Here is a 16865-nt window from a genome sequence, read left to right as displayed (position 1 = left end):
AAGCACGTTCCAAAAGGAGCGTGCTTTTTTATACCGCTAATTTAATAACCGTTAACACAATACCAATCAAGAATCCACATAGAGCGCCGTTCACTCGAATCCACTGCAAATCCTTTCCGACATTGTTTTCCATCATATCAACAAGCGTTTCATCATCTAACTTGTCTAAGTTTTCTTGAACAAGCTGTCCAATTTTCGAATGATTATCTTCTACAAAGCTCATGATTTGCTTTTGAATGGCCGTATCAATTGCTTCTTGACGCTGTGCATCCGCTTCAAGAGCATTCAGCCAGCTCTCCACGTAGGGAACGGCGTACCTTTTCATAAATTCAGGGCTTTCAATAAATGCCGTCACTTTTGCTTTCATTTTATCAACGATTTCTGTTAATTTATTCGTTACATTTAATTCATTAATCGTTTTTTGTTTCCATGCTTCTAATTTTTCAAGAAGTTCTTCATTCTGCTCCAAGCCTTGCAGCTCTTTTCTAATTCCATTTACCAAAGCAAGGCGGTATTCATCATCTTCATTACGAAGACGACCCGTAATAGAAAGCAGGAGATTTTGCAGAATAGCCCCTAGCTTCTCTTCATTAATCATACTTTGAAATGATTTGAGAGCAAATTGTAAAATACCATCAAGCTCAATATTATCAAGCGCATTTTTAGCAATACTTCCGAGCTGATACTGCGTTTCTTCTTTTTTAATCCAGCTCTCTCCTTTATTTAAAAGAACATCAAGCGCTTTTTCATCATACTGATTTTTTACCACTTCTCCAACAATCGAATGCACAATAGGCTTTAACTCTATTGCTGAAAGCGATGATTTAAGCTCTTTTTCAATAATAGGAACGACTTTCTCTGTATCCACACGATTAATGGCATCAACAAGCAGTGCTGTTCCTTTTGTTTGAATCGCTTCCGAATGAACACCTTTTCGAACAATTGGAAGCAAACGCTTTGTAAACGCAATTCTTTTTACTTTTTCTTGAATACTTTCTTTTGACAGCCAGTCATTTTCAAGCGTTGAGACTAACCCTCTTGTAATACGCTGTCTGTTTTTAGGAAGCAGCGCAGTGTGTGGAATAGGAATGCCTAAAGGGTGACGAAAAAGAGCCGTAACAGCAAACCAATCCGCTAGTCCTCCGACTAATCCAGCTTCGAACCCACCTTGAAGCAAACGTCCCCAAATCGAATCACCAAAAGGCATTGTGGCAACGAAGCCCACTCCCATAATCGCTAAAGAAATCGTGGCTAAGTGCTTTGATTTCTTCTTTGGGTTTGTTGTAAATACATTATTTGATTCCATTATAGTCCTCATCCTTTATTTATTTAACTAAACATTTCATCTAGAAATATGTAACGTAATACAGAAACTTCCGCAAAAAAAAGAAAGACAAGCTTTTCCCCTCGTCTTTCTAGTATATTGCCTTTTTGCTATACTTCAAACTTTTTTTCTTTTCGACTTTTACTAATAAATGAAAAAATGAGGAGTACGACGAGAATAACTGCACATACGCTTGATCCAATCACATTGTTTTTATTAAACATAAACGATACAAAAATAACAAGCAGTGCTGCTGTTGCAAAAAGCGTTGTATAAGGAAACCATTTCAAGGCAAAAAACGGTTTTTCTTTATACCCTTTACGCAGCTTTAATTGAGCTAAACAAATGCTTACCCAAATAAGAATAATCGTGAAACCCGGAATAGTCATTAAATAACTAATTACATTATCCGGCGTCTTATACGCTAAAAACACACCCATTAAAATACAAACAGCCGTAATCATCAAACCATTAATCGGAATACCGTTTTTCGAAACTTTCAAGAAACGCTTTGATGCTTCTCCGCTTTGAGCCATAGCATAGAGCGTACGAGAAGTTGCATACATTCCTGAATTCGCTGCTGATAAAACGGCCGTCAATAAAACGAAGTTCATAATATGAGCCGCACCCGGCAGTCCGGTGATACTAAACACTTGGACAAATGGACTGTCCTGTCCGGACACAGAATTCCAGGGCATAAGGCCGCAAATAATTAAAATAGGCAAAATATAAAAACCAATCACTCGCCATACTGTGCCTTTAATCACTTTCGGTAAGACGTTTTTCACATCTTTTGTTTCCGTTACGGCCACACCAATCAATTCAGCTCCGCCGTAAGAGAACATCACAATTAAAAAGGCACTCAGCACACCGCTCATGCCGTGAGGGAAAAAGCCTCCATGAGCCGTATAATTTGCCCAAGGGTTTTGCACATCACTTGGAATTACACCGAATAAAATCAAAGCTCCCAAAATGATAAAAGCAGTAAGAGCAATTACTTTAATACCGGCAAACCAAAACTCAATTTCTCCGTAATACTTCACTTGAAATAAATTCATCCCTACAATCAGCACTGCACAGAGAAAGCTTAAGAGCCAAAGAGGTGCAGAAGGGAACCAAAACTTCAAAAAGCTTCCTCCCGCAAGCAGTTCAACAACTGTCACGACAATCCAGTTCACCCAGTACAGCCACCCTACAATAAAAGAGGTTTGCGTACCGAATGCCTTATGCACTAAATTTTGTACGTTCATATTCGGATAGACAATTGCCATCTCCGCCAATGCTGTCATTACAATAAATAAGATAAGACCGCCAAATAAATACGCCAGTACAACACTTGGTCCTGCAATACCTAGCGTATCAGCACTGCCTTTAAAAATGCCTGTCCCAATCATACCGGCAAGCGCAATGAGCTGCACATGGCGAGGCAACAGACCTTTTTTTAAATTTTGATCTTGTTTTTCCATGATGCCCGTCCCTTCTGTTCATTTTACGTGTTAGTTTAACCAAATCACTTCTTGCGCAAAAACCCCTACCGGATATTCAGTAGGGGGTGAACCAACACTGTTTTTCTTCTCTATGATGAATGAAAATAATCTGATTTTACCACTGTTACTTTAGTCATTTTATGCGTTGAATCAATACATTGTCAATGTTATTTATTTTCCAAAAATAAAGTCAAAAGAGTATCTACACCCTTTTGACTTCTAGTCTTCGTGCAATGATTGATAAAGCATAGTTTACAATAAAATACATCATCGCGATGACCAAAAACATCGGCACCACATAACTTTGTTTCTGTCCGTAAATGATTTGAGCGTTGTGCAGCAAATCAGGAAGTGCAATGACTACTGCAAGCGACGTATCTTTTAATAATGAAATAAATTGACTAACTAAAGGAGGTACCATTCGTCGCAAAGCTTGTGGCAATACAATAAAACGAAGCGTTTGGTAATAGTTTAAACCTGATGAACGTGCCGCTTCAATTTGTCCTTTTTCAACTGATTTCAATCCGCTTCGGATAATTTCTGAAATCATAGCAGATTCAAATACAGTGAGGGCCACAATCGCTGCTGACGTAATTTCCATATCAATTCCGATTTCAGGTAAAGCAAAGTATGTAAAAAAGATGATTAAAAGCAGCGGCAAATTCCGGATAATTTCTACGATAAAAGCAAGTACATGAGACAGAACTGGAATGCGAGCATACCTTAAAATACCTACTATACTTCCAATAAAAAAACTTAATACAATCGAAATGAATGCTACTTTTAAAGTGACCCAAAATCCTTCCATTAAGAAGGAAAGGTGATCAGGAGAATAAGCACCCATAAAATCCATCACTTTCACTCCTTTCAGCTTGTTTTACCAAGACGTTTCTCAAGATAACCAACTCCTAAACTCAACGGAATGGTCAAAACCAAATAGAACAGAGCCACAAAAATATACACATCAAACACTACGTAAGTTCGAGAGGAAACGAGATCTGCCTGATACATTAAATCAAAACCAGCAACAATCCCTAACACGGATGAGTTTTTCACTAAATTAATAAATTGATTCCCAAGAGGAGGAATGACGATTTTAATCGCTTGAGGTAATATAATGAACCGCATCGCCTGACCGTACGTAAGGCCAGATGAACGAGCCGCTTCAAGCTGCCCTTTTGGAACAGCCATAATTCCGGCTCGTATCGCTTCAGCTATAAAAGCTGCCGTATAAATAGTTAGTCCCAGCACTCCGGCTGCTGTACCACTGATTCCTGCCACAATAAAAATAAAAAAGACGATAACCACGAGTGGGATATTTCGAATAAACTCTACGTAGACAGTGCCAATTACATTTACTATTTTGAGAGGAGCTATTCGCATTACCGCAATAATCGTACCAAGTACAAAACTGGCCACTAAAGCAATCAGACTGGTGATAATGGTGTACTTAAAACCTTCTAAATAAAGATCCATATTGTTCGTCAGAATTGAAAAATCCAACAATTTTCTTCCTCCTTTCAACTAAACAAGCAGGATGAGCATAATGCTGCTCATCCTGAGAAAAGAAAACTGTACGCTTATTGTTTGATCCACTTGTCGTGAATTTCATCATATTTTCCAGAGTCTTTCATCTTTTTAAGCGCATCGTTTAATGCATCTACAAGCTCTTTGTTTCCTTTTTTCACAGCAATGCCATAAGGCTCTTCTGTGAACGGCTTTCCTACTAACTCATAAGAAGGATCTTCATCAGCCATTCCATAAAGAATAGCATCATCGGTTGTTAAAGCATCTCCTTGCTTAGATTTTAAAGCGGTAAATGCTTCTGCATAGTTTTCAAACTCTAACACCGTTGTCTCTGGTGCTTTTTCGCGAATATTAATAGCTGAAGTTGATCCTTTAACAGCCAACACTTTAGTACCTTTCTTCAAATCATCAACGCTTTTAATTTTACTGCCTTTTTTCACAAGAAGAGACTGGCCAGCTTGAAAATACACATCCGTAAAATCTACTTCTTTTTTACGCTCGTCTGTAATAGTCATTGTCGCAACAACAGCGTCAATATCTCCTTTTTGAAGAAGAGGAACCCTTGTTTTGGACGTAACTTCTTTAAATTCTACCTTGTTTTCATCTCCTAAAATCTCTTTAGCCAGCTGCTTAGAAATATCAACATCAAAACCTTCTACTTCACCCGTCTTTGGATTCTTTAAGCCAAACAAACGCGTATCATTTTTAACTCCAATGACAATTTTTCCTCTGTCTTTGATTTCAGTGAGCGCATCTTTTTTAGCTGATGATCCACTCGTTTCTTCACTTTTCCCTCCACAAGCCGCTAACATCATAGCCGCTGCTAATGAAAGCACAGCTGCCTTTAAAAACGTTTTTGATTTCTTCATATTACTCCCCCTATTAAACAATTAATGATTTAAAATACGGCTAAGAAATAAACGTGCCCTTTCTTCTTGCGGGTTTTCATAAAACTCAGCCGGAGTTGCCTCTTCTAAGATTTTTCCTTGATCCATAAATACAATCCGGTCTGCTACTTCTTTCGCAAACCCCATTTCATGAGTTACAACTACCATCGTCATTCCTTCTTTAGCCAATGTTTTCATGACATCCAGCACTTCTCCAATCATTTCTGGATCAAGAGCAGAGGTAGGCTCATCAAAAAGCATAATCTCTGGTTTCATCGCAAGTCCCCTAGCAATCGCTACACGCTGCTGCTGACCGCCTGAAAGCTGGGATGGGTAGGCGTTGGCTTTTTCACCGATTCCTACTTTATCTAAATAGTATAGAGCTGTTTTCTTAGCTTCTTCTGACGACTGTCCCAGTACTTTCATAGGTGCTAAAGTAATATTTTCTAAAACCGTTTTGTGCGGATATAAATAAAAATGCTGAAACACCATGCCTATATTGCGGCGCAGTTTATTAATATTTGTTTTTTTATCTGCAACCAATATATTATTTACCGTCAATTGTCCGTTAGATATTGTTTCTAAATAATTTATACATCGCAGCATCGTGCTTTTACCCGAACCCGAAGGTCCAATTACGACGACAACTTCACCTTTTTTAATCGTTAAATTGATATCTTTTAATACGTGAAAATCACCGTAATATTTGTTCACTCCGTCAAAAACAATCATTTTCCTCCTCCTAATCTGCGAACAACAACAAATATTTAAATTTTTAAAATATTTAAAATATGTTAAAAATTATATTCTTACCCTTAAAGCAAAGTCAACAGTTGACAAATTATCTCTTTTTTGTAATCAAAATGAACTATCTTCAAATAAAATATGCTAGAAAAATAAAAGGTTTTGTTGGCATTTGCTGATATGTAAGCATACGTTCGCTAGGCTGAAGGTACTTGTATAAGCTTAATCAATAGATTATATTAGTTAACGCATATCTTTATACGAATTGTCTTTCATTTTTATGGGGCAGTTCTCCCTAATCACCCCTCTTTCTAATTATTTGTCTATAATTTTATTATATTAATATATATAATTCTCTTAGCAGTAAATTAATAAAAAAAGTAAATACAAGCTTCTATTCGTGTTAGAGGTTCTGACATAAATATAGTGAAATTATATTACCTCTCTAAAAAAACACACGCTTTGTTAGCGTGTGTGGTCTTTTATATTTTCCGGGCTCATTTGAAAATGCGGATAGTCTTTAAAACCTTGCCAGTCTCCTCCCCATTCAAACCCTAAACTTTTTGCGATATCTACAACTTCCATCCAATCAGACCGATTATTGTTATTACCGTCATATTTCATGTTCCAAATAACTCTTCCGTCTTTTAACTGAATAGCAAAATCAATAGCTAGTCCATAGTTATGATAAGACTGGCCGCCCTTTGAATAGGTAACAATGTTGCCTTCTTCCGTCCTGCCTTTTGCATAAAGCTTATCTTGTTCTTCTTTTGAACGGAAACCTTCCGTAATGACAATCGAGATTCCTTGGTCGTTTGCTTGTTGAACAAGTTTATTTTTCTTTTCTTCTACGACAGGATGCAACTCAGTTGCTCCTAAAAAATCTTCTAGCGTTGGACCTGGCTTTAACTCATCGCGAAACAAAAACATCAGGCTTACAGCTATCGCAACTATCAAAGCTATTGCCAATTTTTTAAGAACATTCATCTATATAAAGTCTCCATTCTTTTTTGCTGTTACTTAGATAAAATCATATCGAATTTCATTTTGTTATCCAATAAAAGAGCTGTAGTGTTCAACAAACGTCTATATTTTTTCGTTTTTTATCTATTTTCACCATTTTTTCACTATTGGTGGTTACATTAACAATTGTGGGCAGCTCTGGACCACATTTCTATAACTTTTAAGGAGTGACAACAGCATGAAAAAGAAACTATTCGGTTATATCATGGCAAGCGGTTTAACACTAGGAGTTATGGCCGCTGCAAACTCCACGGCATTTGCAGCAAGCAAAGATGAAACAAGCTCTTCAACGGTTGTAGAGCGAACAAATGGCAATACAACAACTACGAATGATGCAACACAACAAAAAGTTGATGATATTATGAAAAAAGCACAGGAAAAATTACAGAAACTCGGCGTAAGCTTACCTCAGCACAAAGAAGGCCCCTTCAGCAATTTAGATGCTGGTACAAAGGAAAAAGCCAAAGCTATTATGGATCAGCTTCGCGACGGCACCCTGACTAAGGAACAAGCTGAAGCCAAATTAAAAGAACTCGGCGTGAATTTCCCTGAACATAAAGGCGGTCCTTTTAACAATTTAGATGCGGTTACTAAGAAAAAAGCCAAAGCCATTATGGACCAGCTTCGCGACGGCACCCTGACTAAGGAACAAGCTGAAGTCAAATTAAAAGAACTCGGCGTAGACTTTCCTGAACATAAAGGCGGATCTTTTAACAATTTAGATGCGGCTACTAAGAAAAAAGCCAAAGCTATTATGGATCAGCTCCGCGACGGCACCCTGACTAAGGAACAAGCTGAAGCCAAATTAAAAAAACTTGGCGTAAACCTTCCTGCTAAAAAGAAAGAGTTTCTAAATGGTTTAGATGCTGAAACAAAAGTGAAAGCCGAAACTATTTTAGAAAATGCAAAAAAAGAAATTCAAAAACTCGGTGTCACAATGCCGTTTGAAAATCACGAGCACAAAGCTCAATAACTAAAAAAGCTACTTGGCTGTTGAAAGCCAAGTAGCTTTTTTATGATGCAGTTTTCCTTCTCACTAACGTCATGTACACACCTAATGCTAATAAATCACAGACCATAATCACAATGCCCATCGGCAGAGCATTTTGCCCTCCTCCGAGTCCAACAAGAGGGGCTACGGCTGCTCCGAGCAGGAACGGCAGCAATCCCAGAAGCGCTGAAGCACTTCCCGCATTAGAAGCCTGATTTTGCATAGCAAGTGAAAAAACGGTTGTGTTCACAATTCCTACGCTTGATACAACAAAGAACAGCAAGATGCAGACCAAAATAACGGACGCGTGAGTAGCAATTACAGACACTAAAAGCACGCTTCCAACGGCTGCTTGAAGCAATCCATACATAAGAAGAGTAGCTTCTTTTACTTTACCCGCTAAACGTCCTGTCACTTGAGTAGCTATAATGAGGCCAAAACCGTTAATAGCAAAAACAAAGCTGAACATCTGCGGAGACAGACCATAAATGTCTTGAAGGACAAATGTAGAACCTGAAATATAAGCAAACATAGCGCTCATAATAAAACCTTGCGCCAGCGCATATCCCACGAAGATACCGTCTTTTAGCAATACGCCAAATGTACGAAGTACTTCCGTTAATCCACCTTCTTTACGACGTTCGACCGGCAGCGTTTCTTTTAAGCCAAATAAAACGGCCAAAAACATTAGTGCACCAATCACAGCTAATACTCCAAAAACTCCGCGCCACGACATAACCGTCAGCAGCTGTCCACCGGCAACCGGAGCCAAAATAGGAGCTAAACCATTTACGAGCATGAGCATGGAGAAAAACTTTGTTAAATCTGAACCTGAAAACAAGTCTCGCACGCTCGCTCTTGAAATAACCATTCCTGCTGCTCCTGCCATGCCTTGAATAAATCGTAAAACGATAAAAATCCAAATAGAAGGCGCAAACACGCATAAAATAGAAGCAACCGCATAGGTGATTAATGCTGCTACAAGCGGCTTTTTCCTTCCACGGATATCACTGAATGGCCCCATAACCACTTGCCCAAATGCCAAGCCCAATAAGCAAGCTGTCAGACTGACCTGGGCTAAAGAAGCTGACGTATGCAGTTCTTTAGCAAGCGTCGGCAGCGCTGGCAAATACATATCGATTGATAACGGTCCAAATGCGCTTAGTGAACCCAAAATTAAAATAAATAAAATGCGATTTCCTCGGCTTAAAGACATTCCTTGGGAAATACTTTGCTGATTCATCTATTGTTGTCTCTCCCTTCAGCAGTTTTACAATAGTCTCATCTTAAACCCTCCAGCTACTGGATAGTCAAGACGTAATTCGAATTTGAATTTCCGTCAGCCGCTCTTCTTCATGATGAGAAATAAATGAATCTACAATTCGCCGAATTAAAAAAGGCCCTTCTGCTTTGTATCCTTCGGCTTTAATAAAGTTCAGTAACGCATCGTAATAGACTCCTGTGGTATCTCTCTTTTCTCTCATATAAATAGATGCGTAATCGCCTTCAGGTATTAACGTAACGAGTTCATGCTTAAAAGAAATATCGCTTTCGACCAATAAAAAAATGCCATCGTAATCTGTAAACTGTTGTTTTTTCGTGTTTTCTACCGATAGCATAAACCCTACTTTCCCAATCATAATCGGGGTAATATGACTAATTTTCTTTTTTAAATCACGCAGAACACTTTCAGTCCCGTCTAACGTGCCTACCTCCGCTTTTACTTGAACAACTTCACGAGAAGAAAGGTGTTTGATGAACGGAGCTCCTATTTGGTTAATATGTCTCGTCTGTTCTAATTCCTTCATTCGAGTTGTTAACTGCACATCCACTCTTTGAAGATGACGAATTTTTTCTTTTGTTACCTGCTGATATTCCGCTAAAGTTTCAATAAATTCATCCAAGCTGCTGTGCTCCATCTTTCTTTTAATTTCTTTTAACGGAACTCCCATCAGCTTTAAATAGACAATGATATCTAATTTCTTAAATTGTTCTAACGTATAATATCGATAACCGGTTTGCGGATCAACTTCGTAAGGCTCAAATAGACCAATTTCATCATAATAGCGAAGTGTTTTAACCGGAATATCATGCAGTCTAGCCATTTGTCCAATCGTAAATTTGTTTTGCACTATAAGTTCACCTTCTTTATGTAAAGCTGCTTGCGCTTAAAGCAAGCAACACCTTAATTCTCATCATTCATTTAGTTCTTGTACAAGCTCTTCCACAATAAGATGTGCAGGCAGTTCTTTTGCCAGCGTAAATCCAGTTCCTGCCCACAAAGAAGCATACTCTGAATTATTCATTTGTGTAGCTTTTGCTCGAATAGGCTTTGTCATGTAATGAATATGAGGGTAGGCGGATGGTGCTGATTTATCATAGGAAATAAAAAAAGCATTCACAAATCCTCTAGCACGTTTCCCTGTAAAAGCTCGTGTGACACCTGTTTCATTAAAACACTTTTGAAGAATGCTTTCTTTATGAAGAGCACTCGCTCCGCTTTCTGGACAACAAATAAAAGCCGTACCTAACTGGGCGGCAGAAGCCCCTTCTTGGAACACACGTTTTATGTCAGACCCCGTCATCAATCCTCCTGCAGCAATCAATGGCTTTTTGGTGATTGGGCGAACTTCTTTCAGTAATTTCATAAGCGGGTAATCCACCGAACTCTCTAAAAAAGTAGATCGATGGCCGCCGGCTTCAATTCCTTGCAAACATAGAGCATCCGCTCCTGCTCTCAAAGCCACTTCGGCTTCTTGAGGTGTTGTAATCGTAACGAAAACACGGCTTCCAATTCCTTTTAAACTTGCTACAATCTCTCGATCCGGGCACCCAAATGTAAAGCTCACAGCAGGTACTCGATGTTTTTGAATGATGTCGAGCTTGGCATTCCATTCATCATCATCATTCTTTGGTATACCAACTTGACACTCCAAATATTTAGCTGCTTTTGACAGTTCTTTTTGGTAACAATCAAGTGCATCAACTGCTATTTTTTCATTTGTCGGAACGAACAGGTTTACTCCAAAAGGTTTTTTCGTAAGTGAGTACATTTCTATAATTTCCTGCTCCAATTCACGCGCACTTTTATATCCCGCAGCTAAAAATCCTAGCCCTCCGCTATTAGATACTGCTGCTGCTAGTTTAGGCGTCGAAACTCCTCCTGCCATGGGAGCTTGTACAATTGGATATTTACAAATATCTTCCACAATTATCACCTCAGCCTTTCATGCGTTCTCTCTTCATTCTACTACAACCCCAGAAAAAAAAGCCCTCCAAAAGGGCTTTTCTTCCATATATAGATTATCCACGTTTCAAAAACCGCAATCATAAATCATGCTAAGGGACGCACACTACTTAACTACTCCCTCAAAGGTTCACCTATGCGAATGGCACTAACCCCGCAAGGGGAGTGACAGGCGCTTAGGTCTAGACAATAAAGCATAATCGTTCTTTGATTATGTTTTATTGTCTACATCAATTACTTATAATGGAGGAACTTTACGCATACAGCTTCTGGAACCGTAACGTTAGATTGAAGAAGCGTTAGCTTTCCACTTTCTTGGTCTCTTTCAAACAGTACCAAGTTTCCTGTTTCTTGATTAGAAGCCACAATAAATTGTTCTGTTGGATCCAAAACAAAATCGCGCGGCCAGTCGCCTTCAGTGCCTGTCCATTCTACGAATGTTAACTGTCCAGAATCCTGATCTACTTTGAATGTTGCAATGGAGTTATGTCCGCGGTTTCCTGCATAGACAAAGCGGCCGTCTGAAGAAATGTGGATCGCACTCCCTTGATTATTTTCTGTAAAATCAGCCGGGATCGCTAAAGTAGCTTGTTGTTGAGTAAAGCTTCCTTTGCTTTCGTCATAAGTTAAAAATAAAACTTCAGAGCTGAATTCTGTCATTGCATAGGCATAGCGGCCATTTGGATGGAACGTTAAATGTCTAGGGCCCGAACCAACAGATGTAGAAAGACTGTTGACTTCCTTCAATTTATTATCTTCCACTTCATATGTCACGATTTCATCAATACCTAAGTCCACAACGGCCACGTGCTTTTCTCCAGGAGTAAAATCGGCATAGTGTACGTGTGGTTTTCCTTTTTGTCCTTTTTTGAGGTCTGAATGAGGATGTTCCACTACGGATGCTACATATTCAATTTCCCCTGTTTCTTCGTTAACAGAATACGTCTCAACGCTCCCTTTATGAAAGTTAGCAGATAAAACAAGCGTATTATCTTCATTTACTGAAACATAGCAAGGAGGCGCGCCGTCTAGTAGCTGTTTGTTTACAAACTTTAGTTGCCCCGTGTTTGGATCAACCTTAAAAGCAGCTACTCCGCCTTTTTCTCCTTCTTTAACAACTGTATAAAGATGTTTGTTATCTTTGCTTGCATTTAAGTATGTAGGATTTTCAATTTTAGCCACGGCTTTTACTTCTACAATCTTTTTAGCCTTCGTATCTAGCGTAAATGTATAGACACCTTCACTGCCTGCTTTTGTATATGTACCTGCAAACCCAATAAATTTTCCATGTTCACTCATTTTCCTATACCCCTCCTAAAGAATTGTTTTGTTTCATTTATTTTACTATATCATACCGCATTTGTTATAGAGAATGCTCCAATTCAACGTTCATTTATCAGTTTTCCCTACATGCCTATCGTCAAACCCTTCCTTTTTAAGCCTGCATCTTGCATTTTCCTACCGTTGGGCGTTATGATTAAGGATGATTTTATATCGCCCCATAGCAGACGGTTCCTGTATTTCTTAGATTTTTAAATAAAGAAAAATGAACTGATGAATAGTCGACTTCCATCGCTATAACCGCTGCTCAACTTTTTTCGTAAAGTTACATCAAAAAAGGAGTGAACAACAATGATCACATTAAAAAGTGAACGCGAAATTAATTTAATGCACGAAGCAGGTAAACTATTAGCTTCTTGTCATAAAGAAATCGCTAAAATGATCAAACCAGGCATAACAACAATGCAAATTGATAAATTTGTTGAAGAGTACTTAGCAAAGCACGGAGCAACGCCGGAACAAAAAGGATACAAAGGATATCAATATGCAACGTGCGCTTCTTTAAATGATGAAATTTGCCACGGTTTTCCAACAACTAAACCGTTAAAAGACGGGGATATTGTAACCATTGATATGGTTGTAAATTTAAACGGAGGCTTAGCAGATTCCGCATGGACTCATACCGTTGGAGACATTTCAGACGAAGCACAGCGTTTAGTAGATGTTACATACGAAGCGCTTTTAAAAGGAATCGAGCAAGCACAGCCAGGAAATCGCACAGGTGACATCGGCCACGCTATTCAAAGCTATGTAGAAGGCGAAAAATTCTCTGTCGTACGCGACTTCACAGGACACGGAATTGGAAATACTATGCACGAAGCGCCTACAATTCTTCACTATGGAAAAGCGGGCAAAGGTACACGTTTAAAAGAAGGTATGGTTATTACAATTGAGCCAATGGTAAACGCTGGTACATGGCATTCTAAAATGGATAAAAACGGTTGGACTGCTCGTACAACAGACGGTAAATTATCCGCTCAATTTGAACATACGCTTGCGATTACGAAAAACGGCCCTCTTATTTTAACAGCACATTAAAAAAACAGCCCTTTTGAGGCTGTTTTTTTAATGTAGAGGAAGTTTAATAACAAAAACTGTGCCGCGGGAAGAAGTAGATAATAATTTAATCTGTCCTCCGTGGCTTTCTAGAATACGCTGAGCAATTGGCAGACCAAGACCTGTTCCACTATCTTTTGAAGTGGAAAACGGCTGGTACAGCGACTGCTGCATATGCAAAGAAATTCCTTTTCCATTATCTTCAATATACAAACAATAATTATCATCATGAACCTGTGAATAGATTGTAATGACTCCTTCTCCATCCATGGCTTCCATACTGTTTCGAATTAAATTATGAAGAACTTGTTTGATTTGTTTTTCATCTACCTTTAATATATGCGGCTGCAGTTTCACATCAAAGATAAGCTTATCTTTTTCTGTAAATTTGCTTGAGTGAGTAATCAAAGGCAATAGCTCATTAATAATATCCTGCATGCTGACTTTTTTCATCACCGGAGTCCCTGGTTTTGATAACAACAGCATTTCTTCAATGATGTAATTAATCCCCTCTAGCTCTTTCATAAGCAGAGGCAGGTAAAAACGCTTTTTCTCCTCATCAGAAAGAGACTGATTCATAAGAGATATAAATCCATGAATCACGGCAAGAGGATTACGAATCTCATGAGCAGCTCCGGCTGCCACTTCTCCAACCAGGGCAAGTTTCTCAGACTGATGCATTCGCTTTTCTAATTCCTCGGTATCCGATATATCAATAAAATAAAAAATTCTTCCAATGCTCTCGTTCTTCTCATTAAACAGCTGCGTTTGAGAGACTAAAAAGCAATAGCACGTCTCTTTCGTTCCAAATAACACTTTTTTATTTTCGTGAATTTCTCCCGAATTCAATATGCTCCAAAATTCAGTATTATGTTCAGGACATTCCTCCATATACCCGCAAATATCCTTTTCGTCGAGATCTAAAAACTGCTTTGCTGAGGTATTGGCAAATATACCACTTGTCTCATCTTCCATTGTGATAATTCCAACAGGCAGTGAATTTAAGATCTGCTGGCGATACGCTTTATCTTTAATGATTTTCCAAAATGAATCTTCTAAACTAACCGACATTTGATTGATAGAAGCCGAAAGCTGCTTCAGCTCAATTTGCTTTGTGTCTTGAAGAACAAGACCGTATTCTCCGTCTGCAATGTCATTCACTTTTTCAATCATTTGTTCAATTGGTTTCGTAAGACTTGCACTCATACGATAAGAAACATAAAGAGAAGCCACAATAGCACTTACTGTTAAAATCAATAGTAAAATTAATGAATCTTTAATAATGACAGACAGTGTATCTGATAGTGTATCAAGTGAATCAACCGTCTCTTCTTTTGAACTATTAATATCTTTTTTTATCTGATGCAGATCCGGCAAATAATTTCTCTTAAGATACTCTTTTGCTCCCTCTATATCTCCGTACTTCAGCAGTCCCTGCACGTTATTAGAAATCTTAAAATCCAGCAGCTCAATTTTTTCCTTTAGTGGAATCAACGATTTTGGCACAGGCTGCTTATACTTTTCATTGTCTTCAATAACTCGTGTATCATATGATTGATATTCTTCTATAAAAGAGACAGTGGGGTTCTTTAGATTATTTTTCACAATGTATTCTTTTATGTTCAGCTGCTCTTCCCAATAAGAAAGCCATACCATTTGAGGAACATCTTCATCTTTAATTTCGTTGCTTACATGATTCATTTTATCAATGGCATGCACTAAAACTAAAGAGAACCCGCTTAACATGAATGTAATCAAAAGAAGAATCGTTAATATTTGGCTACGGAATGACATGTTGCGAAATAATTGATTCATAATCATCTCTTTCTTTTTCATAGTTACTTCGGCTGTGTAGACATTCTAACTTTCGAATATAAAATTTGTTTTTCCCGTTTACTGTACATCGGCCCAAAAGGCGCAAGCTTATAAACACCGTCCTTGGCGTCAAGTTTGACTTCTCCAGATGGAAGACCTTTTTTACTGAAATAGTCTTTCATGATCACGTTGTAAGCTTGAGGAACATCGTTGATCACGCTGGTTAAAATAACAGACCTACCCATGTACGCCTGATCATCTAAATATCCTATTACGTACATTCCTTGTGCTTTCGCTTCTTGAATAACTTCTTGATTATACGAATTTCCTTTAGCATAAACCATATCGACGCCTTCATCTTTTAACTCACGGAGCAGCTTTACTGCTTTTGCTCCATCGTCTCGGCTGTTTACAACTCGATAATAAAAAGCAATTGAGGAATCAGACGCTTTTATGCCTTTTTCAAATCCTGGATTTTTTTCGCGTGCTTCAAATGCATCAATTAATCCAATTTTTTTCGTTTGTGTCTTCATGGCAGCGGCCGTGCCTGCCAGATACTCTATTTTTGTTTGATCAAATGTATATACAGTTTGGTTTTTATAACTTGAAGTACCGTGGATGGTGACGAAATGAACATGAGGATACTTAGGAGCGAGTTCTGTAAAAACGGTAGAAAATTCTCTTCCATGTCCAATTACGACTTTTGTTCCATTTTGAATAACTTTTTCAGCAGCTTCCTTCATTTTTTGGTTCGTATTTACTTCGCTAATAACTTGAGCCGAAACAGGATACTGCTGCTCAATGTTGATTTTCCCTTTATAAGCTAGACTGCCCCAGCTTTGATCTGTCAGTACATCAGAGGTGAGAATTGCAACGCTTGTGTTTTCTACTTTTTTTGTCGTTTGCTGACTTATAATCCCATGTGTTTTCGAAATAATAATAATTAAAAACGAAGCGACAACAATCAGGGCAAGCAATAAAATCAGCCTTAACTGTCTTGATCGTTGCATAAACCTTCTCCTTTTTGTTTAGCATACTTTCATTATATAAAAAAAGCATCTAAAAAGACTACATCTTTAACGAAATTCCAACTTTTTTCGACATTTCTTTCATATCTTACCTTTTTTAACACTTTCACTCCAAAAGAAAAAGCAGAAAACATCTGTTTTCTGCTTCTGCCTTCAATCTTCATCTTTTACGTCCATATCTTCAGGGATAGGCTCATTTAGGTATTCTTCAATTTGTTTTTTGTACTTTTCCATTTGCTCTAAATGGGTGTTAAACTGCTCTTTATTTAATAAGTAGTTTTCACCATCAAATATAGCTCGTACTTTTCCTTCTTGAATCAATTTCTGCACATATTCTTCAGGAAAAGATAAATACTCTGCTGCTTCTTTTATCGTTAAATACATCCTGCTCCACC

At 38.2% G+C, this 16865-nt stretch carries 17 protein-coding genes; 2 read left to right on the top strand and 15 right to left on the bottom strand.

Annotation, left to right across the window (positions count from 1 at the left end; genetic code table 11):
• Positions 1-28: 28 nt before the first annotated feature.
• The 7 genes from SB717_RS21160 to SB717_RS21130 form a co-directional block, all read right to left on the bottom strand.
• On the bottom strand, positions 29-1306 hold the full coding sequence (locus tag SB717_RS21160) for a DUF445 domain-containing protein (RefSeq protein ID WP_410904617.1): 1278 nt from the start codon (positions 1304-1306) through the stop codon (positions 29-31).
• A 128-nt stretch (positions 1307-1434) separates the two neighbouring features.
• Positions 1435-2790 carry an amino acid permease gene (locus tag SB717_RS21155; RefSeq protein ID WP_410904616.1) on the bottom strand — a complete coding sequence of 452 codons (1356 nt, stop codon included), beginning with the start codon at positions 2788-2790 and terminating at the stop codon, positions 1435-1437.
• A 223-nt stretch (positions 2791-3013) separates the two neighbouring features.
• Positions 3014-3664 carry an amino acid ABC transporter permease gene (locus SB717_RS21150; protein ID WP_410904615.1) on the bottom strand — a complete coding sequence of 217 codons (651 nt, stop codon included), beginning with the start codon at positions 3662-3664 and terminating at the stop codon, positions 3014-3016.
• A gap of 14 nt (positions 3665-3678) precedes the next feature.
• Entirely contained in the window at positions 3679-4317 is a 639-nt protein-coding gene (locus SB717_RS21145) for an amino acid ABC transporter permease (RefSeq protein WP_410904614.1), read from the bottom strand.
• Between the two features lie 74 nt (positions 4318-4391).
• Positions 4392-5207, bottom strand: coding sequence for a transporter substrate-binding domain-containing protein (locus SB717_RS21140; RefSeq protein ID WP_033580702.1), 816 nt, complete (start codon positions 5205-5207; stop codon positions 4392-4394).
• 21 nt (positions 5208-5228) lie between these two features.
• Positions 5229-5957, bottom strand: coding sequence for an amino acid ABC transporter ATP-binding protein (locus SB717_RS21135; RefSeq protein ID WP_028410185.1), 729 nt, complete (start codon positions 5955-5957; stop codon positions 5229-5231).
• Positions 5958-6434: 477 nt separating this feature from the next.
• Positions 6435-6956 carry a M15 family metallopeptidase gene (locus tag SB717_RS21130; protein ID WP_410904613.1) on the bottom strand — a complete coding sequence of 174 codons (522 nt, stop codon included), beginning with the start codon at positions 6954-6956 and terminating at the stop codon, positions 6435-6437.
• Between the two features lie 214 nt (positions 6957-7170).
• On the opposite strand from SB717_RS21130, the gene SB717_RS21125 reads away from it, so the two are divergent.
• Positions 7171-7965 (top strand): hypothetical protein, encoded by a 795-nt coding sequence (locus tag SB717_RS21125; RefSeq protein ID WP_410904611.1) that lies wholly within the window; start codon positions 7171-7173, stop codon positions 7963-7965.
• 40 nt (positions 7966-8005) lie between these two features.
• Here SB717_RS21125 and SB717_RS21120 read toward each other — a convergent pair whose 3' ends face one another.
• The 4 genes from SB717_RS21120 to SB717_RS21105 all read right to left on the bottom strand — a co-directional run bounded on the left by SB717_RS21120 (position 8006) and on the right by SB717_RS21105 (position 12529).
• Positions 8006-9226 (bottom strand): multidrug effflux MFS transporter, encoded by a 1221-nt coding sequence (locus SB717_RS21120; RefSeq protein WP_410904609.1) that lies wholly within the window; start codon positions 9224-9226, stop codon positions 8006-8008.
• Positions 9227-9293: 67 nt separating this feature from the next.
• Complete coding sequence (locus tag SB717_RS21115) at positions 9294-10115, bottom strand: MerR family transcriptional regulator (RefSeq protein WP_074682571.1); 822 nt, start codon at positions 10113-10115, stop codon at positions 9294-9296.
• 63 nt (positions 10116-10178) lie between these two features.
• Complete coding sequence (locus tag SB717_RS21110; RefSeq protein ID WP_410904607.1) at positions 10179-11192, bottom strand: nitronate monooxygenase; 1014 nt, start codon at positions 11190-11192, stop codon at positions 10179-10181.
• A 272-nt stretch (positions 11193-11464) separates the two neighbouring features.
• The gene (locus SB717_RS21105) at positions 11465-12529 is read right to left on the bottom strand and encodes a lactonase family protein (protein WP_410904605.1); all 1065 of its coding nucleotides are present in this window, start codon (positions 12527-12529) and stop codon (positions 11465-11467) included.
• 333 nt (positions 12530-12862) lie between these two features.
• Between SB717_RS21105 and map the strand changes: the two genes are divergently transcribed.
• Complete coding sequence (gene map, locus SB717_RS21100; RefSeq protein WP_025752900.1) at positions 12863-13609, top strand: type I methionyl aminopeptidase; 747 nt, start codon at positions 12863-12865, stop codon at positions 13607-13609.
• 27 nt (positions 13610-13636) lie between these two features.
• On the opposite strand, the gene SB717_RS21095 is transcribed toward map, so the two are convergent.
• The 4 genes from SB717_RS21095 to SB717_RS21080 are packed head-to-tail and all read right to left on the bottom strand — an operon-like array spanning position 13637 to position 16854.
• Positions 13637-15442 (bottom strand): ATP-binding protein, encoded by a 1806-nt coding sequence (locus SB717_RS21095; protein WP_410904603.1) that lies wholly within the window; start codon positions 15440-15442, stop codon positions 13637-13639.
• Positions 15443-15465: 23 nt separating this feature from the next.
• Positions 15466-16452, bottom strand: coding sequence for a BMP family ABC transporter substrate-binding protein (locus SB717_RS21090; RefSeq protein ID WP_410904601.1), 987 nt, complete (start codon positions 16450-16452; stop codon positions 15466-15468).
• Between the two features lie 32 nt (positions 16453-16484).
• Positions 16485-16634 (bottom strand): hypothetical protein, encoded by a 150-nt coding sequence (locus SB717_RS21085; RefSeq protein ID WP_176543646.1) that lies wholly within the window; start codon positions 16632-16634, stop codon positions 16485-16487.
• Positions 16624-16854, bottom strand: a complete 231-nt coding sequence (locus SB717_RS21080; RefSeq protein WP_013055062.1) for a helix-turn-helix domain-containing protein — start codon at positions 16852-16854, stop codon at positions 16624-16626. Before SB717_RS21080 ends, SB717_RS21085 begins: the two co-directional genes overlap by 11 nt.
• Between the last annotated feature and the right edge of the window lie 11 nt (positions 16855-16865).

It is taken from the genome of Priestia sp. SIMBA_032 (genome assembly GCF_046535215.1).
Classification (GTDB): Bacteria; Bacillota; Bacilli; order Bacillales; family Bacillaceae_H; genus Priestia; species Priestia aryabhattai.
Note: the sequence above shows the minus strand (reverse complement) of the source record. Positions and strands in the feature narration are given on the sequence as shown.